Genomic DNA, 23,213 nt, shown 5'->3' with positions numbered 1-23,213 from the left:
GAGGGGCGTCCGCCGGTCGCACGTGTCCGGGATGGCGCGAGCGCGTACTGGGTAATACACCCGGTACGGACGGTTATGAGGGGAGCGGCGGCGGTGACGCTGACCATCGGAGTCGACATCGGCGGCACGAAGGTGGCCGGTGGGGTCGTCGATCCCCACGGCGAGGTGCTGGCCCAGACGCGCCGGGACACGCCGGCGGACGACGTCGCCAAGACCCGCGACGTGATCATCGACGTGGTGCGCGAGCTGGCCGCCGGTCACGCGATCACCGCGGTCGGGATCGGTGCGGCCGGATTCGTGGACGCGGGCCGCTCGACCGTGCTGTTCGCGCCGAACCTGGCCTGGCGGGACGAGCCGCTGCAGAAGTACATCTCGGACGCGACCGGCCTTCCCGTGGTGGTGGAGAACGACGCGAACGTGGCGGCCTGGGCCGAGTTCCGGTTCGGCGCGGCCCGGCACGCGGACGCCTCGATGGTGATGTTCACGGTCGGCACCGGCATCGGCGGAGGCCTGGTCACCGGCGGCCGGCTGGTCCGCGGCACCCACGGCATCGCGGCCGAGCTGGGCCACATGACCGCGGTCCCGGACGGCCACCCGTGCGGCTGCGGCCGGCTCGGCTGCATCGAGCAGTACGCGAGCGGCACCGCGCTGGTCCGGTTCGCCCGGTCCGGCGCGCGGCAGGACCCGCACCGCGCGGAGGCGCTGCTCGCGCTGGCGGGTGGCGACGCCGACCGGATCACCGGCCCGATGGTCACCCGGGCCGCGCAGGCCGGTGACCCGGTCGCCGGTGAGGCGTTCGGCCAGATCGGCTACTGGCTCGGGACCGTGATGACCGACCTGGTGCAGATGCTGGACCCGCAGGTGCTGGTGGTCGGCGGCGGCGTGGCCGACGCCGGTGACCTGCTGATGGCACCGGTCCGCAAGGCGTACGCGGAGTCGCTCGGCCAGCGCGGCCGCTTCCCGGTCGCGGAGCTGCGCCCGGCCGAGATGGGCAACACCGCCGGTGTGATCGGCGCCGCGGACCTCGCCCGCCTGGCCGAGTAGCGCGCACCGGACCATGATCGAGGCGTCGGTGCCGCCTCGATCACCGGAGTGCCAGGCAGCGAACGCAGCAGGGAGGGGTCGGCGATGACGGAGGGCGCACTGCGCGTGCTCACCTACAACGTGCACGGGCAGCGGGACGACCGGGCCGCGCTGGCCGAGGTGGTCCGGGCCGTCGCCGCGGACGTGGTGATCGTGCAGGAGGGCCCGCGCCGGTTCGGCTGGCGGAACAGGACCGCGAACCTGGCCCGCGCGTTCGGCGCGGTGCTGGCCGTCGGCGGTCTGCCGTCGCTGGGCAACCTGATCCTGACCGACATGCGCGTCCACGTGCACCGCACCTGGGTGACACGGTTCCCACTGGTGCCCGGCCGGCACATGCGCGGCGCCGCGTTCGCGGAGTGCTCGGTGGGCCGGCGGCGGTTCACGGTGGCCGGCACCCACCTGTCGCTGGACGCGGCGGAGCGGGCCAGTCAGGCCGAGCTGCTGCGCGCGGCGCTGGCCGCGGTGGAGACGCCGGTCGTCATCGGTGCGGACGTGAACGAGACGTCCGGCGGCGCGGCCTGGCGCACGCTGGCGGACGGCCTGACCGACGCGGCGGTGGCGGCGGACGCGACGGACCGCTGCACGTTCCCGTTGCACGGCCCGACCGGCCGGATCGACGGGATCTTCACCGATCCGCGGATCGAGGTGGCCCGCTACGACGTGGTGGACACGCCGCTCACCCGGCGCGCGAGCGACCACTTCCCGGTGATCGCGGACCTGATCATCCCAGAGTGAGCCGCACCGCGCCCGGCCGAGCAGAAGGCACCGGACCGCGGCGAAGCCGCGCCCCGTGCATCCAGGGACGCGCACGACGTACCCGCTGATGGTTTTGATTTTTTGCTCCTGGGGTGGACAGGTATAGCGGAAATCGAGAGGATTTCGCGGTGCCCAGCTCCACCGAGTTCGACAGCGCGTCCAGTCCCGTCTACGACCGGGGGGACGACACGGTCTGCGTGATCGGTGCCGGGCTGAGCGGTCTCGCGGCCGTGAAGAACCTGAAGGAGCACGGTTTCGGCGTCGACTGCTACGAGCGGGAGACCACCGTCGGCGGCGCATGGAACTGGCGGAACGACCGCAGCCCGATGTTCGCCAGCACGCACCTGATCTCGTCCCGGACGACCACGGAGTTCCCGGACTTCCCGATGCCGGACGACTGGCCGGACTACCCGGACCACGCCCGCTACCTGACCTATCTGGAGCGCTACGCCGACCACTTCGGCCTGCGTCCGCACGTCTGGTTCGGCACCGAGGTCGTCTCCGTACGGCCCGCCGACGAGGCCGGCCGCTGGGACGTGACCACACAGAGCACCGGCCGGGCCGGCGGCACCCGCACCCACCGCTACCTCGCGGTCGTGGTGGCGAACGGGCACAACTGGGCGCCGCGCATGCCGCGGATCGACGGCCTGGACGACTACCGCGGCAAGGTCATCCACGCGTCCGGCTACAAGGATCCGGCGGAGCTGCGCGGGCGGAAGGTACTGGTGGTCGGCGGCGGCAACACCGGCGCGGACCTTGCGGTCGAGGCCGGCGCGCAGGCCGCCCGCACGTGGCACTCGACCCGGCGCGGGTACTGGTACACGCCGAAGTACCTGCTCGGCCGCCCGGCCGACCAGCTGCACGCGCGCACCCAGGGCCTGCCGCTGCGGGTGCGGCAGTGGCTGCACCGGCTGCTGGTCACGAAGACGGCCGGTGACCCGGCCCGGTTCGGGCTGCCGGTGCCGGACCACCGGCCCTACGAGTCGCACCCGGTGCTCAACGGCCAGCTGCTGCCCGCGATCGGGCACGGCGACATCACGCCGGTGCCGGACGTGGCCCGGTTCCACCGCACCGAGGTCGAGCTGACCGACGGCAGGACGATCGACCCGGATCTGGTGGTGTTCGCGACCGGCTACCAGCCCCGGTTCGAGTTCCTGGACCCGGCGCTGACCGGCACGGACGCGGACGGCCGCCCGCACCTGCTGCTGCACGCGTTCGCGCCGCGGCATCCCACGCTCGCGGTGGCCGGGCTGCTCCAGCCGGACTCCGGCCTGGGCCCACTGGTGCACTGGCAGGCGGTGGCGTTCGCGCGCTGGCTCCGGTTGCGCGCCGCCGACCCGGACCGGGCCGCCCGCGTGTGGCAGCGCCTGCAGGCCGAGGCGGACCGGCCGCTCACCGCGACCCGGGTCACCGGCTCGCCGCGGCACTGGTTCGAGGTCGGCTACCGCAACTACCTGACGGCCCTGCAACGGCTGCTGGACGAGACGGAGGTGCCGGCGTGAGGATCGACCGCTCGGCGGACTGGGCGGACCCGATCCCGCCGGTACGGCGCGAGGTGCTCAGCGCCACGCCGGAGACCGACGAGGGCCGCCCGCCGCTGCTCTTCGTGCCCGGCTACGGCCACGGCGCCTGGCTCTTCGCCGAGCACTGGCTGGAGCACGCGGCCGGTCGCGGCTTCGGCGCGCACGCGCTCAGCCTGCGCGGGCACGGCCGGTCCGGCGACGCGCCCGGTGCCGGGCTGCGCGCCTACGCCCACGACGTGGTGCAGGTCGCGGCGTCGCTGCCGCGCCAGGCCGTGCTGATCGGGCACGGCGCCGGTGCGCTGGTCGTCGCGCACGCGCTGGCCCGCTACGCCGCGCGGGCCGCGGTGCTGGTCGCGCCGGTGCTCGGCGGCTGGGGCACGCTGGGCGAGGCGCTGCGCCGCAATCCGGGCGGCACGATCCCGGCGCTGGCCGGTGCCCGGCTGCGGGTCAGCCGCCGCCAGCTGTTCGGCCGGGAGCTGCCGGACGCCACCGCGCGGGAGTACGCCTCCCGGGTGCGCTTCACCAGCCGCCGCGCGCAGTACCAGCTGATCACGCACCGAGCGCCGGAACCACCGGCCGGTGCGCCGCCGGTGCTGGTGATCGGCAGTCAGCACGACGGGATCGTCTCCCCGGCCGCGCTGAACCGCGCCGCCCAGCGTTTCGGCGGCGCACCGCTGCTCTTCCCCGGCATGGGCCACGACCTGATGCTGGACACCCGCTGGCGCGAGCCGATCGACGCGATCCTGGACTGGCTGGAGAAGAACTAGTTCAGGCGGTGAGCCGGTCGGCCAGCGTGCCGGTGTTCTCCAGCGCGGTCAGGTAGTTGCGCGCCCAGTCGCGGATGTCGTGGTCGCGGAGGTGGGTGCGCATCGCGCTCATCCGCTCGGCCAGTTCCGGCTTCGGGCAGTCGATCGCGTCGATCAGCGACCGCTTCAACCCCTCCAGGTCGTGCGGGTTGACCAGGAACGCGCGGTCCAGTTCGTCGGCCGCACCGGCGAACTCGGAGAGCACCAGCACGCCGCCGCCGTCCACCCGGGCGGCCACGTACTCCTTCGCGACCAGGTTCATCCCGTCGCGCAGCGGCGTCACCACCATCACGTCCGCGGCCTGGTAGAGCGCGGCCAGCTCGGACCGGTCGAACTGCTGGTTCAGGTAGTGGATCGCGGGCTCGCCGACCCGGCCGAACTCGCCGTTGATCCGGCCGACCTCGCGCTCCACCCGGTCGCGCAGGATCGCGTAGTGCTCGACCCGCTCCCGGCTCGGCACCGCGACCTGCACCATCACGGTGTCCCGCACCTTGACCAGGCCGTCCTCCAGCAGCTCGCTGTACGCCTTGAGCCGGTGCTCGATACCCTTGGTGTAGTCCAGCCGGTCCACGCTGAGCAGCACGTACTTCGGATCGCCCAGGTCGGTGCGGATCTGCCGGGCCCGGGCCTGCACGTCCGGCCGGCCGGACAGCGCCTCCATCTCGGCCACGTCGATCGAGACCGGGAACGCGCCGGTCCGCACGAAACGCTCGCCGACCGCGATCCGCCGGTCGGTGGCCGGCAGGCCCAGCACCTTCGTGCAGAGCTGCGCGAAGTTGTGCGCGGCCTGCGCGCGCTGGAAGCCCACCAGGTCCGCGCCGAGCAGCCCGCGCAGCAGCTCCGCGCGGCGCGGCAGCTGCATGAACAGCTCCGGCGGCGGGAACGGCACGTGCATGAAGAACCCGATCAGCAGGTCCGGCCGCAGCTCGCGGAGCAGCGCCGGCACCAGCTGCAGGTGGTAGTCCTGCACCCAGACCACCGCGTTCTCCGCCGCGACCTCGGCCGCGGCCTCCGCGAAGCGCCGATTGACCCGCTGGTACGCATCCCACCAGCTGCGGTGGTAGGTCGGCTGCTCCACCGCGTCGTGGAACAGCGGCCAGAGCGTCGAGTTCGCGAAGCCCTCGTAGAAGTGCGCGAAATCGTCCTCGCTGAGCGGGACCGGGCGCATGCTGATACCGCCGATGTCCGGCAGCTCCGGCGCCGGGCCGGTCGTGCCGGCCCAGCCCACCCAGGTCGCGGTCGTGTGCTCGAGGATCGCGTGCAGCGCACTGACCAGCCCGCCCGGACTTCGCCGCCACTCGCAGGCCCCGTCCGGGGCGATGTTGTCGTCGACCGGCAGCCGGTTGGCCACCACCACGAGCGAGCTTTGACGCATCCGGGAGCCTCGTTTCGCGTTCACTGTCGCGGGAGCTGTGCGGATTGTGCGCATGGATCTAGGGGTGTCAGTATTTCTACTGACGCAAGGTTACATGTCTATTGCCGGACGCTGATCGACATCAATGTCTATCCGGCGAATCCCGGGCAAAAGGGCCGGTGAGTTGTGTCACTCAGACGACGGCGCCGTCTCCCGGCGCGTCATCGTCGTCGCCGGTCCGCAGCCGCCAGACCAGCGTCACGAAGCCAGCGATGATCGCGCCGAAGCCGATCAGCATCGCGTAGTTCCGCTGGATCGGCAGCACGCCCGGGAAGACGAACAGCACGAAACCGGCGAAGATCCCCAGTACGCCGAGCAGTGCCGGCGTCGAGATGCGCGGCATCGGCGGTGGGGGCGGCGGCACGTACCGCTCGTCGTCGTCGACCGGCAGGTCCGCGCCGAACGTGTCCAGGCCGTCCAGCAGCGACGGTTCCTCCCGCGGCACGGTCACGCCGCTGAACTCGGTCGCCGAGGCCAGCCCGCGCCGCTTCTCCGGCGGCGGCGCCATCGGGTCGTGCCCGTTCACCTTGTCCGTCTTGCGGCGGTTGTGCTCCTGCGGCTTGTCGGTGACGTTCTCCGACTCCGGCCACGGGGTCGACGCCGGATCCACCGCGGTGTCGAAGCCGGCCACGATCCGCGCCCACTCCGCGTCGACGTCCGGCTCCTTCTTCCGGACCGGCTCCTCCGGCGTGATCGACTCGCCGCCCGCCTCCGCGGACAGCTTCGCCAGGTACTCCCGCGCGAGGTCCAGGTGAGCCCGGTCCACGAACAGCCGGTCCGTCGGCCGGGACGGCAGGTTCGTGGTCCGCGTCACCGGATCAAGATCCGCGGAGGGCTGCAGGTAGGCGGCGATGCCACCGGCGGCGAGTACGTCCAGCAGGTGCTCACCGACCCGAGGGTCGACGTCGCCCGCGACGGCGTACTCCGCCACGTGCAGTCCGTTGTCCCGCCGCCCGCGACGGGCACCACCCGCTGACATTAGACTCACCCCCTGTTCTCACCGTGCTCTGAATGGTGACACGACGCAGGCCGGTTCGGGGAGTGCGTTGTGGCGTGCCGCTCGCGCTTCGTAGGCTCGGCACCGGCACCGACCGTCGGCGCCGGCACCCCTCGGAAGGACCTCGGTGCTCTACTGGCTGCTCAAATGGGTCTTCCTCGGCCCGCTGCTGCGCGTCGTGTTCCGCCCGCGCGTCCAGGGACTGGCCAACGTGCCCGCCACCGGCCCGGTCATCCTGGCGAGCAATCACCTGTCCTTCTCCGACTCGATCTTCATGCCACTGATCATGCGCCGGAAAGTGACGTTCGTCGCCAAGGCGGAATACTTCACCGGCAAGGGCATCAAGGGCTGGTTCATGAAGGCCTTCTTCGCCGGCACCGGCACCATCCCGGTCGACCGCTCCGGCGGCCGCGCCGCGCGTGCCGCGCTCGACACCCAGCTGCGCGTGCTCCGGGCCGGCAACATCGCCGGCATCTACCCGGAGGGCACGCGCTCCCCGGACGGCCGCCTCTACCGCGGCAAGACCGGCGTGGCCCGGCTGGCCCTGGAGAGCGGCGCACCGGTCATCCCGATCGCCATGCTGAACACGGACGACATCCAGCCGACCGGCAAACTGATGTGGAAGGTCCGCCGGGTAAGGATCAACGTGGGCGAGCCGCTGGAGTTCTCCCGCTACGCCGGGATGGCCGGGGACCGGTACGTCGAGCGCGCCATCACCGACCAGATCATGTACCGGATCATGGAACTGAGCGGCCGCGAATACGTCGACGTGTACGCCTCCAAACTGAAGACCACCCCCGAGCCCGCGGCGCCGGAGATCAAAGCCTGAATTCCTCTTCCCGCTTCCGGCGTGGTCGCGTCGGGCGTGCTCCCGCGGGCACCGGTTCCGGCGTGGCTGCACACCGGGCGCTGCGCGCCCGGCACCGGCTTCCACCGGTCACGTGGCGGAGGACGGTGGTGAGGCGAGCCGCAGCAGGCCGGGGGCGCCGTTGCGATCGCTGAAAGCGGTCAATGCGACCATTGCCTCCGCGGCCCCGTCCGCGTCGCCCTCCGCCCGGAGCGCGCGGACCAGGGCGGCCCGGGACAGGGCCTGGTCGCTGACCGCGCCGATGCCGTCGAGGACGGTCAGTGCCGCCCGGTGGGCCGCGGACGTGCCGGTGCAGGTCAGGATGGCGGCGTCCACCCACGGGGTCCGGCGTGGTGAGCGTTCCAGCAGTGTGCGGATCTGCCGGGAACGGTCCGGGCCGAGCAGCCACGCCGCGTACGCCGCCGCGAACACCCACTCGGCGAACGCCAGCGTCCGCGAGTCACCGTAGTCCGCCGCCAGCTCGTCCAGCAGTGCGCCGGCCTCCGCCGTGCGGCCCTGGACGGCCCGGCACAGCGCCGCGTGCGCCAGCGTGGAGCGCAGCACCTTGTGGAAGCCACTGCGCCGCGCGGTGCGGACCGCCTCCTCCACCGGGTCCTCGACCGGCGGGGAGTCCTCGCGGAGCACGCCCATCCACCCGGTCTGGGCGACCCAGTGCAGGTCCCACTCGATCGTCGGCAGCCGCATGTGGTCGTCCGCGGCGCGCAGCATCGCGGCCCAGTCGCCGGCGAAGTACGCCCGGGCCGCGCCGTCGACGAAGTTCGTGGCGAGCGTGAGCCCGCTGGCCGCCTCGAGCGGCGTGAACTCGTCGATCAGCTTCTGCGAGCCGGTGATGTCGCCCTCCTCCTGCATGACGAAGCCCAGGTTGTGGATCGCCCGCCGGAGGCTGGTCAGCTGCTGTTCACGGCAGTGCTGGGTGATCTCCTGGAGCCGGCGCAGGCCCTCCTGCTCGCCCTGCAGGTACTGCGCCACGGCGGAGGTGATCAGCGCGTTGGCCCGGACCTCGGTCAGCCCGAGCCGGTTCGCCGCCTCCGCCGCGGTCTCGGCCGCGGCGATCGCGGTCGCGGTCTCGTAGTCGATCATGTGAACGCGGGCGTACTCGAGCAGCGCGAGCGCGGCCTCCTCGCTCGGCGGCAGCTTCTCGTACAGCGCGATCGCCCGGGCGAGGTACGCCAGGCAGGCGGGCCGGTCGGCGCGGGACAGCGCGGCGCTGCCGAGCAGCGTCCAGGCGCGTCCGGCGCCGTCCAGCCGGCCGGAGTCCTGCAGCACGTGTGCGAGGGCGGTGAGCCGTTCTTCGCCCCCGCCGTCCAGGAACGCGTCCGCGTCGCGGAAGAACGCGAGCTCGGACGCGAACAGCTCGACGGCCGGGTCCGGCGCGGCCAGCAGCGAGCTGGCACGCCGGACCAGTTCCTGCGCGGCGTCCAGCGCGTGCAGTGAGTACGCCCGGCGCGCGGCCCGCAGCAGCGCCTCCCGCGCGGGTGCGGCGTACGGCGCCGGGTCGAGCCCGAGCGTGCGGGCGATCTCGTGCGCGGCCCACCGGTGGTTGGCCAGCACCTCGGCCAGGTCGGTCTGCCGGCCGGCCGAGACGCGTTCCAGCCAGTCCGCGGTGCGCTCGTGCCGGGCGACCCGTTCGGCGCGGGGCAGCCGCTGGTAGCAGACGTCGCGGACCAGCACGTGCCGGAACGCGTACTCCAGCTGCCCGGCCATGCTCGAGTTGCCGCGCTCCTCGACCAGGTCGCGCTGTTCGAGCCGGAGCAGCGTGCGCTCGACCTCCTCGACCGGCTGGCCGACCGCGGTGGCGACCGCGCCGGGCCAGAACTGCATGCCGACCACGGCCGCGGCCTGGAGCACGGCCCGGTCCGCGGGGTCGAGGAGGTCGAGCCGGTTCGCGATGACGGCGCGCACGTTGTCCGGCATCGGCGGTGCCTCGTGCGCGTCGAGCCGCCAGCCGGGGCCGCCGGTCGGCCGGAGGCTGCCGTGGTCGACCAGCATCCGCACGTACTCGTGTGCGTAGAGCGGGTTGCCGTCGGCCAGCTCGACCAGCGGCGCGAGCAGGTCGGGCGTGAACGCGGCCTTGCCGAACATCAGCGAGTACATCGTGCTGATGTCGCTCTCCCGCATCGGCGGCAGCGAGATCGACGTGGTGCCGGTCATCGCGCTGGTCCATTGCGGGTACCGTTCGCGCAGCTCGGGACGGGCGGTGCAGACGATCAGCAGCGGGATGCGCCGGGTGGCCGCGCCGAGCGACTCGATGAACCGGAGCATCGGCGCGTCCGCCCAGTGCAGGTCCTCGAAGACCAGCACGGTCGCCTGCCCGGAGCTGAACCGGACGATGAACCGCCGCCACGCGGACTCGGACTCGCCGGGCGTGAGCCGGGTGCCGGGCAGGCCGAGCAGCGGGCCGAGTGCGTCGGCGAGCCGCTGCGCGTCCTCCGTGCTGGTCAGGCCGGCCAGCGCGTCGCCGAGCCGCCGCCGCGCGGTCGCCTCGTCGTCGGTGTCCAGGATGCCGGCCTGCGCCTTGACGATGTCGGCGAGCGCGGCGTACGTGACGTTCTCGCCGAACGGCCGGCACTGACCGACCCGCCAGCACACCTGCTCGCCGGTGATCCGCCCGGCGTGCCGGGCCAGTTCGCGCAGCAGCCGGGACTTTCCGATCCCGGCCGAGCCGAAAATCGTCACCAGCTGCGGGGTACGGCTGCTCACGGTCCGCCGCAGCGCGTTGACCAGCAGCGCCAGCTCGTGCTCTCGGTCGACCATCGGGGTCTGCTCGCGTTCCGCACCGGCCGGGCGGGGCGGGCGCGGCGCCACGGCCAGCCACACGTCACTCGGCCGGGAGCGGCCGCGCAGCGTGGTGGTCGGCTGCGACACGTACTCGATCTCGTTCTTGGTGGCCTGGTAGGTCTCGTCGTCGGTGAGCACGCCGTCGACCGGCGCGGCGGCCTGTAGCCGGGACGCGGTGTTGACCAGGTCACCGGCCACGATCGCCTGGCCGCCGTCGTGCGCGGCGGTCAGGTTGACCAGCGCCTCGCCGGTGGTGATGCCGACCCGGAAGCGCAGGCCGGCCTGCTGGGCGCGGCCCTGTTTCGGCAGCACGCGCTGCAGCTCCAGCCCGGCGCGCACGCTGCGCAGCGGGTCGGCCTCGGTGGCGACCGGCGCGCCGAACAGCACCATGACCGCGTCGCCGATGTACTTCTCCACCACGCCGCCGTACTGCCGGACGATCCGCCGCACGGAGCTGAAGTAGTCGTTCTGCATGATCCGGACCTGTTCCGGGTCGATCCGCTCGGTGTACGGCGTGAACCCGACCAGGTCGATGAACAGCACGCTGATCCGGCGTCGCTCCTCCTGCACGACCGGCTGCGCGTCGGTCAGCGGCCGCCCGCAGCCGGTGCAGTAGAGCACGCCGGACTGGTGCGCCCGCCCGCAGTGCACGCAGGAGGTCTGAAGGCTCGCCCCGCAACCGCCACAGAATCGGTCGTCGGGCGCGGCGGCCCGTCCACAGGCGAGGCATACGGGTCCGATGGGGTGCTCCCGAGTCGTGAATGCTTCCAGCTATCGACGCAACCCATCGTCACGGACGGTCGTCCGGAGGTGCAAGGGCGTGGCGGATGCCGTGCCTCACGTGACCCCCGACCGGCCGTCATCCGCCGCCGTCACCAGCGGATTGTCCGACCTGTACAGATGGCGACAACTGTCCTGACAGGACTCGCCGGCCGATTAGAGTCGGCGCCAGTCATACGGACGCGAGTGGGAGGACCGACGGTGGATGTGAAGCTGACGGTCGCGTGGGTCGATCGAGCGGGGGTACGGCACAGTGCCGGCGACGTCGTCGACGTCGACCCGATCACGCTCGCCGAGCTGGAGGAGCACCAGATGGTGGACCCGGAGCAGACGACGGACGGCAAGGGCGCGACCGCGCAGGACGGCTACATCGGGCCTGGCAAGACGGAGAAGGCCGAGGACGGCTACATCGGTCCCGGCAAGGTCGACAGGGACGAGCAGCCCGCCACGCAGGGCGACTACATCGGCCCGGGCAAGGTGGAGTGACATCGCACGCTACGGCCCCCGTGCCCTCCTCGGGCACGGGGGCCGTACGCGTTACTTGTCGACCATCCCGGCGCGGCGGCGCAGCGCGGCCACGTCGGTCACCACGATCCGGCGCCCCTCGGTGCGCAGCCACCCCCGGCTGGCGAAGGACCCGATCGCCTGGTTCACGCTCTGCCGCGACCCGCCGGCCATCTCGGCCAGCTGGCTCTGGTTGAGCTCGATCGTGATCATCGGTGCCTGGCTCTCACCGGCCAGCCGGACCAGCGTCTTCGCCACCCGCCCGGGCAGGTCGAGGAAGACGTGATCCGCGTTCTGCTCGGTGAGCCGGCGGATCAACGCCCCCAGCGCCCGCATCACCGCGTCCAGAATTCGTGGATTGGAATGCACCAGCTCCATGAACGCGGCCCGGGACAGCGCCAGTGCGGTGCAGTCCTCGATCGCCTCCGCGGAGGCGGAACGCCCCGAGCCGTCCAGCAGCGACAGCTCGCCGAGCACGTCGGGCGGCCGCACCACGGTCAGCACGGCCCGCTCGCCGGTCGGTGCGGTCCGGAAGACCGCGACGGCGCCCCGCTTGAGCACTATGAGTGACTCTCCGGGGTCGTTCTCCACGAACAGAATCTGACCCTTACGGTACGTGCGTGGGACCGCCGCGGCGATCACCCGCTGTCGTACCTCCTGCTCCAGGCCGGCGAACATCTCGACGCCCGTGAGCGCATCGCCGGGATCCGGCAGGCGAACCTCCACGGTCCAACCCCTCCCCGGTCGGCACCGGCGTCGCGCCCACCCCGCGCTCGGCCGGACCGACGTGACATAAACGGTCAACGCTTCCGCTGCGCTGCCACCCAGATCATGGCCTGTGTGTCGCGCTCTGTACACCCCTGTGCCCGTGTTCGTGACTGTGCTGTCACAGTCGACGCCGGATGGTATACGCATTCGTCGTCGCCGTGTGTAACGACCCCTTAGTGGGAACCTCCCGGCGATTCAGGTCGAAACCAGGACAGTCGCCGACACAATCGCGCAGTGCCATTCTCCAATGCAGCCTCGGACGATCGGCGGGCAATGCCAAAACCGAAAGTCCTTATCACGACGGTACGCCGTGCGTGGCACCACCCGGTCGACGACATGCGCGCGATCTGCCGCGGTGCGCACGCGAGCCGCTGGGAGGTGACCGCCGGGGGAGAACGGTTCACGCTGACCCGCGCACCGGCGCACGCCCGCGCCGCGCTGGAGGCCGGTCTGGGCGCACTGGACCGGCTGGCCGAGTGGGGGATCGGCACCGGGCCGGCCGAGCGCACCGTGCACGGCGGGCTGACCAGCGAGAACGCGATCACCGTGCTGGCGTTGGCCCGCCGCGCCGAGGGCCGGCCGCTGCACCCGGCCGATCCGGTCGACGCTCGCTGGTGGGGCGGCCTGCTCGGCGCCGCGCACCGGGCGCTGGACGGCTTCGACCACCCCGGCCTGCAACACCACCCGGCCGGCTGGCACGGGCTGGACCCGGGCGCGCCGCACCTGCCACCGGCAACCCGGGACGCGGTGGCCCGCGCGGTCGCGGCCGTCACCCGTCTGTGTGTCACCGACCGGCTGACCTACGGCGTGCTGCACCGGGACCCGTCCGCGCCGCTGTTCCTGATCGACCCGGCGACCGGCCGGACCGGCGTGCTCGGTTGGGGCCCGGCCGGCACCGGCCCGCTCGTCTACGACCTGGCCGCCGCGGTCCTCTCCGCGGACGGCCCGGAGGCCAGGGCCGAGCTGATCGATGCGTACGCGCGAGCCGGCCCGGTGCACCGCGACGAGATCGAGATCGCGCTGCCGGTGCTGATCGAGCTGCGCCGGGCCGTGCTGGCCGCCCGGCGCCCGGTCATCCGCGCCTCATGAGAGGTGCGTCGACAGCCACTGGGCCGTCGCGTCGATCGCGGTCCACCGGGACGTGCGGGCCAGGAAGTCGTGGCCCTCACCGGGCAGCAGCAGGTAGTCGTGCGGCACGTCGTCGCGCCCGCGCAGCGCCTCCAGCACCTGCTCCGACTCGTACACCGGGACGTTCGTGTCGTTCGCGCCGTGCACCAGCAGCAGCGGCGCGCGCAGCCGGTCCATCCGGTGCAGCGGCGACAGGTCGCGCAGCAGTTCCCGGTCGTGCTCCGGGTGCCCGTACTTGCTGACCGCGGCGGCCGCGATCCACGGCTCGGTGCGCTCGTAGAACGACGCGAAGTCGGACATCCCGCACTCGCTCACCCCGGCCGCGAACAGCTCCGGGAACGTGGTCAGCGCGGCCAGCGTGAGATAGCCGCCGTACGACCGGCCGATGCACCCGATCCGGTCCGGGTCCGCGATCCCGCTGCTCACCAGGTACTCCACACAGGCCGCGACGTCCGCGATCGCGCCGTACCGGCCGGCCCGGTTGTCCGCGTCCACGAAGCTGCGCCCGAACCCGGTCGACCCGCGCACGTTCGGCGCGAACACGGCCAGCCCGCGCGCCAGCAGCGCCTGGAACAGCGGGTTGTGGCCGGGCCGCCACTGCCACTCCGGCCCGCCGTGCAGGCTGATCACGGTCGGCCACGGCCCGTCGTGGTCGCCGTCCGGCCGGTAGAGCCACCCGGAGATCGCCAGCCCGTCGCCGGAGCGCAGGTCGCACAGCTGCGGCGCGATCACCACCGGCCAGCTCGGCTCGCCCGGCACCGGCGTGGCCGGTGCGGTCGGGTCGTCGCCGAGCGCGTGGCCCTCGCCGAGCGCCGGGTCGAGCAGCCAGATCGTCCGCGGCTGGATCGCGCTCTGCACCACCAGCGCCAGCAGCCGGCCGTCCCCGGCGAACGCGCAGCCCTCGAAGACGTCGCCGGCCGGAGACGGCAGCGCCCGCTGCTCACGGGTGGCCAGGTCCAGCAGTGCCAGCTCGCTCACGCCGCCGTACCGGTTCCAGAGGAGCGCGACCGCGCTCCGGTCCTGGGTGACCGCGAAGTCCTCCAGTTCCGCGTCCGGGCGCCGGGCCAGCTCGACCACCTCGCCGCCGGTCACCGCGACCAGCGTCGCCAGATCGGAGTTCGCGTCGGTACGGGCCAGCACGGTCGCGCCGCCGTCCGCGAACCACCCGCGGTCGGTGTTGCCGCCGGTCAGCGGCAGCGGCTCGGCCTTGCCGGTCGCGACGTCCAGCACCTCCAGCCAGCGGGCACTGCGCGGCCCACGGCGCAGCAGCGCCCGGGACCCGTCCGCGGTCACGTCCAGCAGGTAGAGCATCTCGCCGGTGCACAGCTCGTGCCGCGCGCCGGTGGCCACGTCCAGCACCATCGCGCACGCGGTGGCGCCGGTCTCCGTGACGGCCAGCCGCGACGAGCCGGGGACCCAGTCGCCGAGCAGCACGGTCGTACCGTCGAATCCGGCGATCTGGTGGTTGTCACTGCCGTCCGGGCGGATCGCCCACGCTTCCGCGCGCGGCGCCCCGCCCGGGTTCGACACGTAGACGATCCACGCGCCGTCCGGCGACCAGGTGACCCGGGCGACGGGTTCGTCGCCGGTGGGCAGGAGTGTCGGGCCCGCGCCCACGGTCCGGGTGTCCCGCACCCAGACCCGCGGCGCACCGCTGAGATCGGAGACGAACACCACCCGGCCGCCGTCCGGCGCCGGGCTCGGTGACCAGCTGTCACAGGTCGTCGGGGACCAGCCGGGCGGCATCGGCGCGGGACCGCCGGGCGGCGGCACTGCCAATGCGGGAACGACGGGTCCGGGCAGCGTGGTCGCGCCCCCGAGCTCAGCGGTCATCTACACCCCGATCCGCTGGAGCCATAGCTCCAGCAATCCCAGTTGCCACAGCGCGTTCGAGCCGAGCGTCGTGCGCGTCTCGTTCGGCGCGTCGAGCAGCTCGGTCACGTATTCCTTGCGGAAGAGTCCCCGCTGGCGCGCGGCCGGCGCGGAGAGGGCGTCCCGCACGTCGTCGAGCAGGGGGCCCGAGAGGTGGCGGATCGCCGGCACCGGGAAATAACCCTTCGGCCGGTCGATCACCTCGTCCGGGACCACGCCCCGGGCAGCGGCCTTCAGGATGCCCTTGCCGCCGTCGGCCAGCTTGAGCTCTCCCGGCATGGCCGCCGCGAGTTCGACCACCTCGTGATCCAGGAAGGGTACGCGGGCCTCCAGCCCCCACGCCATAGTCATGTTGTCGACCCGTTTGACCGGATCGTCCACCAGCATGACCGTGCTGTCCTGGCGCAACGCCGCGTCCAGCGCGGTCTCCGCGCCGGGCCGGGCGAAGTGCGACCGTACGAACTCCAGGCTGGCGTCCGCACCCAGCGCCCATTCGGGGGACAGCTGTTCCATCAGCTCGGTGTGCCGCCGGTCGAAGAACACCCGCGCGTACGCCTCGGCGGCCTGCCCCCGGGGCACGCCGGCGAGCGGCGGGTACCAGTCGTAGCCGGCCAGGATCTCGTCCGCGCCCTGCCCGGACTGGACCACCTTGATGTGCTTCGCGACCTCCTGGCTGAGCAGGAAGAACGCGACGCAGTCGTGGCTGACCATCGGCTCGCTCATGGCCGCGATGGTGTCGTGGACCGCGGGCTGGAACCGGTCCGCACCTATCTTGATCTTGTGGTGCGTGGTGCCGAACCGGCGTGCCATCAGGTCGGAGTAGAAGAACTCGTCGCCGCTCTCGCCGCCGGCCGATTCGAAGCCGATGCTGAACGTGGTCAGCCCGGTCTGGCCCTGCTCGGCCAGCAGCGCGACGATCAGGCTGGAGTCGAGGCCGCCGGAGAGCAGCACGCCGACCGGCACGTCCGCGACCATCCGGCGCTCGACCGCGGTGCGCAGGCGTGACATCAGCGCGTCCTGCCACTCGTCCGGCGTCATGATCGAGGTCCGGGCGTGCACCGGCTCCCAGTAGACCGTGTCCGTGCGCCGCCCGTCCGAGGTGATCACCCGGACCGTGGCCGGCGGCAGCTTCCGGACGCCGCGCAGGATGGTCATCGGCGCCGGCACCACCGAGTGGAACGTCATGTAGTGGTGCAGCGCCACCGGGTCCAGCTCGGTGTCCACGCCACCGGCCGCGAGCAGCGCCGGAAGCGTGGAGGCGAACCGCAGGCCGCGCGCGGTCTCCGCGTAGTAGAGCGGCTTGATGCCGAGCCGGTCGCGGCCGAGCACCAGCGTGCCGGTCTCCCGCTCGACGATCGCGAACGCGAACATGCCGTAGAAGCGCTCGACGCAGCGCACACCCCACCGGTGGTACGCCTTCATGATCACCTCGGTGTCCGAGGTGGAGCGGAACGTGTAGCCGGCCTGCTGCAGCTCGGTGCGCAGCTGCCGGTAGTTGTAGACGCAGCCGTTGAACACCATGGCCAGGCCGAGCTCGTCGTCGACCATCGGCTGCGCGCCCTCGTCGGACAGGTCGATGATGGCGAGGCGGCGGTGGCCGAGCGCGGCGGGGCCCTCGGCCCAGAGGCCCGCCCCGTCCGGGCCCCGGGACTCCAGGCACGGCAGCATGCGCCGGACCGCCTCGGGGTCCGGCGCGGTGCCGTCGTATCTGAACTCGCCACCTATTCCGCACATGACAGACCTCCCATGCGAGCGATGGGCACCGTCATGGTGCGGCCGACCTGTTCAGACTGGGTAGACCGCATTACCGGAATATGACGGTGCCGTAAATGGTCGAACACGCAGCGCAGCGTTGTCGCTGTTCAGAACGGTTCGTCTACCCGTGACCGGGCTCCGGCAGTCCGGTGTGTGAGCTGTTCCTCCCCGGCTCGATGGTTATCCGAGCAGCCAGGTGTCCTTCGCGCCGCCGCCGCGGGACGAGTTGACGATCAGGCTGTCCTCCGGCGCCACCCGGGTCAGCGCGGCCGAGCCCACCTCGGCGCCGTCGCCGAGGAAGACGAACGCGCGCAGGTCCACGTGGCGCGGTGTGAGCCGGTGACCGTCGAAGACCGGGTGCGTGGAGAGCGAGACCACCTCCTGCGCGATCCACCGGTGCGGCGCGGCCGTGATCTGCCGGCGCAGCGCGGTGAGCTCGCTGTCCGACGCGTACGGACCGATCACGACGCGGTCGCCGCCGTATCCGTCGACCGGCTTGACCACCAGCTCGCCGAGCCGGCCGAGGATCTCCTCGCACTGCTCCGGCACGCCGCCCAGGTAGGTGGGCACGTCCGCGAGCAGCGGCTTCTCGCTCAGGTAATACTCGATGAACTTCGGCACGTATGCGTAGATCGCCTTGTCGTCGCCGACGCCGTTGCCCAGCGCGTTCGCCACCGCCACCCGGCCGGTGTGCACCGCGGAGAGGATCGGCCAGCCCAGCGGCATGCCGTCCGCGCCGGGCGCGTGCAACAGCTCGTCCTCGTCCATCCGCAGGTAGATCACGTCCACCCGCTGCCGCCGGCCGTGCTGGACCAGGAACACCGCGCCGTCCTCGACCTGGAGGTCCGTGCTGACCGCGGCGGGCACGCCCATCTCCAGCGCCAGCAGCCGGTGCTCGAACCAGGCCGAATCCTCCGGGCCCCGGCTCAGCACCACGATCGACGGGTCGTTGCCCGCGGCCGGTGGCGCGGCCGCGACCAGCGCGCGGCGCAGCATGGCCGGTGTGTCGTCGACCGGCAGCAGGTTGTCCGGCAGCGGCAGCTCCGGCAGCACGGAGAGGGTCAGGCGGCGGTTCTGGATCGCGTACCCGATGCCGGACGGCACCCGCAGGTTGTCCTCCAGCACGTGCCAGCCGGTCTGCCGGTCCTTGACCAGGTCCATGCCGGCCACCTGGACGCGGGTGGACTGCCGCCGCATCAGCGCGCCGGTCGGCTTCAGGCCGGGGGAGCCGTCCACCACCCAGGCCGGGATGATGCCGTCCTTGACCACCCACCGCTCGTCGTAGACGTCGCGCAGGAACGCGTCCAGCGCGCGGGCGCGCTGGGTGAGCCCGGCGCGCAGCGTCGCCCACTCGTCCGCGGCGACCAGCCGTGGCACCAGGTCGAACGGGAACAGCCGGGTGCTGGCCTCACCGGCCACGCTGAACGTCACGCCGCGCGCCCGCTGCTCCTCGTCCCGCAGCTGTTCGCGCTGCCGCAGCTCCTGCGCGCCGAGCCGGTCCAGCGCGCCGACGATCTCGCGGTACGCCGCGGGCGGCCCGGTGTCCGGGAACATCTCGTCGGCCGCGCTGGCGTAGTCGGCCAGCCGGGCGCCCGGGCCGCTGGCCTCGCGTACCGGCTCGCCGCCGCGCGTCTCCGCCAGGACCAGATCGACCACGTCCGCCAGCCGTCCGCGACGGGTGAACGCGCGCCGCTGCCGGGCCGCCGCGCTGCTCTGCCGCAGCGCGCGCTCCAGCAGATGGGTGACCTGGTCCCAGTCGCCGGTCTCCTCCAGGTAGGGCCGCAGACCGGCGGTCAGCCGGCGTAGCGCCTCGGCCGCGGGCACCGGCTTCGGTCCGCGCGGCAGGTCGATCAGGTCGCCCTCCAGGCCGGAGCGCGCGGCCCGCCAGAGCGCGGCGCGCAGCACCGGCGGCCGGGCCGGCGTGTACGGCGTACCCGCGCGCACCCGGTCGATCTCCTGCCGGACCACGGCCCGGAACAGGCCGGCCAGCAGCACCACGGTCTCCACGTCCGAGCTGGCGTCGGTGATCCGCAGCTCGACCGTGGGCACGTGCGCGGACGGCCGTACGTCGAAGTAGATCATCGCCGGGTCGCTGATCGTCTCGGTCGCGATCAGCTCGCGGACCAGCGCGTCGTGGTCGGCCGCGCTGGTCACCTGCCCGGGGTCGCCGGCCGTGGGCCAGCGCTGCCAGACCAGCGAGCGCACGCTCGCGTACCCGCTGTCCTGACCCATCCAGTACGGCGAGCTGGCGGAGAGCGCGAGCAGCGACGGCAGCACCGGCTGGACCCGCTGCGCCACGGCCACGGCCAGGTCGCGGTCGTCGATGCCGACGTGCACCTGGGCGCCGCAGATCAGTTGCTCGCGGGCGAGCATCTGGTACTCGTCGAGCATGTGCCGGAAACGCGCGGTGGGCGTGATGTCCAGGTCGTCGCCGTTCAGCAGCGGTACGGTGCCGGCCGCGGCGATGCCCAGGCCGGCCGCGTCCGCCACGCCGACCGCGAGCCGGCGCAACCGGACGATCTCCTCGCGGAGGTCGTCGAGCGTACCGGTGACCGCGGTGTTCGTCTCCACCACGGAGCGCTGCAGCTCGGCCGTGAAGGAGTCGGACGGCAGCCGGTCCAGCAGTTCACCGGCACGTGGCACCAACTCCCGCGTCTCCAGGTCGATGACGTGGAACTCCTCCTCGACCCCGAGCGTGAGGGCGTTCGAACCCGGTTTCGGGTCCGGCAGGGCAAGCGTCGTGGCGTCTTGCGGAGTATCGACCATTCTCGTTCCCACCTCGTGGTGCCGACTGTTCGGGAACTGTTCCCAGGGCACATGCCGACTGTGTTTCGGGCCGGTTAAGGTGCGCGACCCGCTGGCCCTCTTTACCCGATCATGGGTCGCCGCACGCACCCCCTGGATGGGGCGCCACCATCAGCATGGGTGAGGATGGTGCGCGATGACATACCGCTACTTCTATGACTGTGAATTCATCGAGGATGGTCGAACGATCGACCTGGTCTCGATCGGCGTGGTGGACGAGAACGGCCGGGAGTTCTACGCGATCTCCACGGAATTCGACGGTACGCGGGCCACGCCGTGGGTGCGCCGCAACGTCCTCGACCGCCTCCCCTCTCCGGGTGACCCCGCCTGGAAGTCACGCGAACGGATCCGCGACGAGCTCTACGAGTTCCTGGTCCAGCCGATCCGCGGCCGCACCGGCGAGCAGCTCGACCTGTGGGCCTGGTTCGCCGCGTACGACCACGTGGTCCTGGCCCAGCTCTGGGGCGCGATGCCGGCGCTGCCGCGAGCGATCCCGCGCTTCACCAAGGACCTGCGCCAGCTGTGGGACGACAGGGGCCGCCCACCGCTGCCCGACGCCGAGGCCGACCGCCACGACGCCCTGGTCGACGCGCGCCACAACCTTGCGCGGTGGAGAGCGATGACCAAGCCCGGAACGTGATGCCCGGTTTTGGCATCGCGTTCCGGGCGTCCGGGTTTTGGTCTTGGTTTCTGACGTGATGCCCGGTTTTGGCATCGCGTTCCGGGCGTCCGGGTTTTGGCTGAAGCAAAGGCGTAGCGCGCGTGACATCGGGGTGTAGCCGGGGTCTGCTGCGGGGGTGCGAAGTGACGCCGACTACAGTCTGCGATGACGGCCCGCCCCCGGCCGGCAACGTGGCTTCCGGGGTTCGGTGCCGAAAAGCTTGCACGTTGTGTGGAGGGACGAGCCAATATGCGTATCGGCGTGCTCACCGGTGGCGGCGACTGCCCCGGCCTGAACGCGGTCATCCGCGGCGTGGTCCGTAAGGGCGTCACGGTCTACGGCCACGAGTTCGTGGGTTTCCGTGACGGCTGGAAGGGCCCGCTCGAGGGTCTGACCATGCCGCTCGGCATCCCGCAGGTCCGTGGCATCCTGCCGCGCGGCGGCACCATCCTCGGCTCGTCCCGGACCAACCTGTTCAAGATCGAGAACGGTGTCGAGCGGGTCAAGGAGAACCTGGCCAACCTCGGCGTGGACGCGCTGATCGCGATCGGCGGCGAGGACACGCTCGGCGTCGCCACCAAGCTGGCCGACCTGGGCGTGAACGTCGTCGGCGTGCCGAAGACGATCGACAACGACCTGAACGGCACGGACTACACGTTCGGCTTCGACACCGCGGTCAACATCGCGATGGAGGCGATCGACCGGCTGCACACCACCGCCGAGTCGCACCACCGCACGCTGATCGTCGAGGTCATGGGCCGCCACGCGGGCTGGATCGCGCTGCACGCCGGTCTCGCCGGTGGCGCCAACGTCATCCTGCTGCCGGAGCGCGAGTTCGACGTCGACCAGGTAGCGGCGTACGTGGAGAAGCGCTTCCAGCACGAGTACGCGCCGATCGTGGTCGTCGCCGAGGGCGCCCAGCCGCTCGCGGGCCAGATGGTGCTGCAGAACCAGGAGCTGGACAGCTTCGGCCATGTCCGTCTCGGCGGCATCGGCCAGTGGCTCGCCGAGCAGCTGGAGGCGAAGACCGGCAAGGAGGCCCGCACGGTCGTGCTCGGTCACATCCAGCGCGGTGGCACGCCGACCGCGTTCGACCGGGTGCTCTCCACCCGCTTCGGCCTCTCCGCGATCGACGCGGTCAACGAGGGCGACTTCGGCAAGATGGTCGCGCTGCGCGGCACCGACATCGTGCGCATCCCGCTGATCGAGGGCACCGGCGAGCTCAAGACCGTCCCGCTGGAGCGCTACACCGAGGCCGAGGTCTTCTTCGGCAGCTGATTGTCCATCTGTTCAGGCGTCCCCCGTGCCGTCCGCCGGCACGGGGGACGCCCGTCTGCGGGGAGCGACCGATGAGCGAGCGGACCATCGCGGTGCTGGGCACCGGGACGATGGGCGGGCTGGTGCTGGCCGGCCTGCTGCGCGGCGGCCACCCGGCCGATCGTGCGCTGGCCACCGCGCGCCGCCCGGAACGCGCCGATGAACTGCGCGCCCGGCACGGCGTCCGGGTGGTGGACAACGCCACCGCCGCGGCCGAGGCCGAGGTCCTGGTCATCGGCGTGAAACCGCAGGACGCGGCCGCGCTGCTGGCCGAGATCGCCGGCGCGGTGCGGCCCGGCACGCTCGTCGTGTCCCTCTGCGCCGGTCTGACCACCGCGTTCTTCGCGCGTCGACTGCCCGAGGGCACGCCGGTGGTCCGGGTCATGACCAACACCCCCGCGCTGGCCGGTGCCGCTATCTCGGCGATCTCGCCGGGTGTCCATGCGGCCGACGCGCACGTGGCGCTGGCCGAGGAGCTGTTCCGGCCGCTCGGCGCCGTGCTCCGGGTGCCGGAGAAGCAGCAGGACGCGGTCACCGCCGTCTCCGGCTCCGGTCCCGCGTACGTCTACCTCTTCGTCGAGGCGATGATCGAGGCCGGTGTGCTGCTCGGCCTGCCTCGGGCGACCGCACGCGAGCTGGCCGTGCAGACCGCGCTCGGCTCCGCCACCATGCTGCGGGAGTCCGGCGAGCATCCGGTCACGCTGCGCGAGGCGGTTACGTCGCCGGGCGGCACCACGGCCGCCGCGCTGGCCGAGCTGGAACGCCATGGGCTGCGCGCCGCGGTGCTGGATGCTCTTGGTGCGGCCCGTGACCGGGCGACCGCGCTGGCGCAGCAAAACACCTGATCAGGTAGGTGTGGAAGCTGCACACCGGAAAGATGCACGGCCATTCACCGGGCCGTTTATTCATTCATCCAGGTAGGGCTATCGCACCCTCACTCCTCCCCGTTACGGTCAAATGACAGCGAGTAATTGACTGCTGACCGGGGAGGTGCACCATGCGAGCAACCGGACGAAGCCTGACCCTCGGTGGGGCGGCCCTTGGCGCGACGACCGCGATGCTCTGGGTGGCCACCCCCGCCTCCGCGTTCGCTCACGACAAGGTCACGAACCCCTACCTCCACGCACTGCTGGACGTGCTGAGCCTGGCCGTCGTGATCTCGCCCGTCGTCTCGGCGTACCTCTGGGGTGCCCGGCGCCGGGGCCTGCTGATGGCCCTGGCCGGCCTGGTCCAGATCCCGGTCGCCGTCATCGCGTTCCTGCCGATCGTGCCGCCCGCCGTACACCTGCTGCTGTTCGGCGTCGCGGTCGGCCTCACCATCGGTTCCATCAGGTTCGTGCGCGGATCCGTCCCTTCCCCCGCGGCCGCGACCGAACCGTCCCGTGGGTGAGTGACCGG

Annotated in this window: 18 protein-coding genes; 11 read left to right on the top strand and 7 right to left on the bottom strand. The window is 72.2% G+C overall.

Annotated elements, in window-relative coordinates:
- The first annotated feature begins 93 nt into the window (after positions 1-93).
- From J2S42_RS12870 to J2S42_RS12855, 4 genes are all read left to right on the top strand, one after another.
- Complete coding sequence (locus J2S42_RS12870; RefSeq protein WP_307238880.1) at positions 94-1,044, top strand: ROK family glucokinase; 951 nt, start codon at positions 94-96, stop codon at positions 1,042-1,044.
- A gap of 84 nt (positions 1,045-1,128) precedes the next feature.
- The gene (locus tag J2S42_RS12865) at positions 1,129-1,818 is read left to right on the top strand and encodes an endonuclease/exonuclease/phosphatase family protein (RefSeq protein ID WP_307238878.1); all 690 of its coding nucleotides are present in this window, start codon (positions 1,129-1,131) and stop codon (positions 1,816-1,818) included.
- A gap of 149 nt (positions 1,819-1,967) precedes the next feature.
- The gene (locus tag J2S42_RS12860) at positions 1,968-3,341 is read left to right on the top strand and encodes a flavin-containing monooxygenase (RefSeq protein WP_307238876.1); all 1,374 of its coding nucleotides are present in this window, start codon (positions 1,968-1,970) and stop codon (positions 3,339-3,341) included.
- A complete protein-coding gene (locus tag J2S42_RS12855; protein ID WP_307238873.1) occupies positions 3,338-4,129 on the top strand; it encodes an alpha/beta hydrolase in 792 nt (263 codons plus the stop codon). Before J2S42_RS12860 ends, J2S42_RS12855 begins: the two co-directional genes overlap by 4 nt.
- 1 nt (position 4,130) lies before the next feature.
- On the opposite strand, the gene J2S42_RS12850 is transcribed toward J2S42_RS12855, so the two are convergent.
- The gene (locus tag J2S42_RS12850) at positions 4,131-5,543 is read right to left on the bottom strand and encodes an alpha,alpha-trehalose-phosphate synthase (UDP-forming) (protein WP_307238871.1); all 1,413 of its coding nucleotides are present in this window, start codon (positions 5,541-5,543) and stop codon (positions 4,131-4,133) included.
- A gap of 172 nt (positions 5,544-5,715) precedes the next feature.
- The gene (locus tag J2S42_RS12845) at positions 5,716-6,561 is read right to left on the bottom strand and encodes a DUF308 domain-containing protein (RefSeq protein ID WP_307238869.1); all 846 of its coding nucleotides are present in this window, start codon (positions 6,559-6,561) and stop codon (positions 5,716-5,718) included.
- 145 nt (positions 6,562-6,706) lie between these two features.
- On the opposite strand from J2S42_RS12845, the gene J2S42_RS12840 reads away from it, so the two are divergent.
- Complete coding sequence (locus J2S42_RS12840) at positions 6,707-7,408, top strand: lysophospholipid acyltransferase family protein (protein ID WP_307238867.1); 702 nt, start codon at positions 6,707-6,709, stop codon at positions 7,406-7,408.
- Between the two features lie 108 nt (positions 7,409-7,516).
- On the opposite strand, the gene J2S42_RS12835 is transcribed toward J2S42_RS12840, so the two are convergent.
- Positions 7,517-10,966: an AAA family ATPase gene (locus J2S42_RS12835; RefSeq protein ID WP_370879386.1), complete on the bottom strand. Its 3,450-nt coding sequence runs from the start codon at positions 10,964-10,966 to the stop codon at positions 7,517-7,519.
- A gap of 240 nt (positions 10,967-11,206) precedes the next feature.
- On the opposite strand from J2S42_RS12835, the gene J2S42_RS12830 reads away from it, so the two are divergent.
- Positions 11,207-11,491: a hypothetical protein gene (locus J2S42_RS12830; protein WP_307238863.1), complete on the top strand. Its 285-nt coding sequence runs from the start codon at positions 11,207-11,209 to the stop codon at positions 11,489-11,491.
- Between the two features lie 51 nt (positions 11,492-11,542).
- Here J2S42_RS12830 and J2S42_RS12825 read toward each other — a convergent pair whose 3' ends face one another.
- Positions 11,543-12,235, bottom strand: coding sequence for a Crp/Fnr family transcriptional regulator (locus J2S42_RS12825; RefSeq protein WP_306826808.1), 693 nt, complete (start codon positions 12,233-12,235; stop codon positions 11,543-11,545).
- 378 nt (positions 12,236-12,613) lie between these two features.
- Here J2S42_RS12825 and J2S42_RS12820 point away from each other — a divergent pair, with 378 nt between their 5' ends.
- Positions 12,614-13,366: a phosphotransferase enzyme family protein gene (locus J2S42_RS12820; protein ID WP_307238861.1), complete on the top strand. Its 753-nt coding sequence runs from the start codon at positions 12,614-12,616 to the stop codon at positions 13,364-13,366.
- Here J2S42_RS12820 and J2S42_RS12815 read toward each other — a convergent pair.
- From J2S42_RS12815 to J2S42_RS12805, 3 genes are all read right to left on the bottom strand, one after another.
- Positions 13,361-15,238, bottom strand: coding sequence for a S9 family peptidase (locus J2S42_RS12815; RefSeq protein WP_307238859.1), 1,878 nt, complete (start codon positions 15,236-15,238; stop codon positions 13,361-13,363). The genes J2S42_RS12820 and J2S42_RS12815 overlap by 6 nt on opposite strands.
- The gene (locus tag J2S42_RS12810; RefSeq protein WP_307238857.1) at positions 15,239-17,011 is read right to left on the bottom strand and encodes an N-acetylglutaminylglutamine amidotransferase; all 1,773 of its coding nucleotides are present in this window, start codon (positions 17,009-17,011) and stop codon (positions 15,239-15,241) included. It abuts the gene before it with no gap.
- Positions 17,012-17,212: 201 nt separating this feature from the next.
- Positions 17,213-19,798, bottom strand: a complete 2,586-nt coding sequence (locus J2S42_RS12805; protein ID WP_307238855.1) for a carboxylate--amine ligase/circularly permuted type 2 ATP-grasp protein — start codon at positions 19,796-19,798, stop codon at positions 17,213-17,215.
- Between the two features lie 175 nt (positions 19,799-19,973).
- On the opposite strand from J2S42_RS12805, the gene J2S42_RS12800 reads away from it, so the two are divergent.
- The 4 genes from J2S42_RS12800 (at position 19,974) to J2S42_RS12785 (ending at position 23,205) form a co-directional block, all read left to right on the top strand.
- Positions 19,974-20,477 carry a polyadenylate-specific 3'-exoribonuclease AS gene (locus J2S42_RS12800; RefSeq protein ID WP_307238853.1) on the top strand — a complete coding sequence of 168 codons (504 nt, stop codon included), beginning with the start codon at positions 19,974-19,976 and terminating at the stop codon, positions 20,475-20,477.
- Between the two features lie 270 nt (positions 20,478-20,747).
- The gene (locus J2S42_RS12795; RefSeq protein ID WP_307238852.1) at positions 20,748-21,776 is read left to right on the top strand and encodes a 6-phosphofructokinase; all 1,029 of its coding nucleotides are present in this window, start codon (positions 20,748-20,750) and stop codon (positions 21,774-21,776) included.
- Between the two features lie 71 nt (positions 21,777-21,847).
- A complete protein-coding gene (gene proC / locus J2S42_RS12790; RefSeq protein ID WP_307238850.1) occupies positions 21,848-22,660 on the top strand; it encodes a pyrroline-5-carboxylate reductase in 813 nt (270 codons plus the stop codon).
- Between the two features lie 152 nt (positions 22,661-22,812).
- Complete coding sequence (locus J2S42_RS12785) at positions 22,813-23,205, top strand: hypothetical protein (protein WP_307238848.1); 393 nt, start codon at positions 22,813-22,815, stop codon at positions 23,203-23,205.
- The last annotated feature ends 8 nt before the right edge of the window (positions 23,206-23,213 follow it).

The organism is Catenuloplanes indicus, from assembly GCF_030813715.1.
GTDB classification, from domain to species: Bacteria; Actinomycetota; Actinomycetes; order Mycobacteriales; family Micromonosporaceae; genus Catenuloplanes; species Catenuloplanes indicus.
This window is presented reverse-complemented; position numbering and strand designations above follow the sequence as displayed.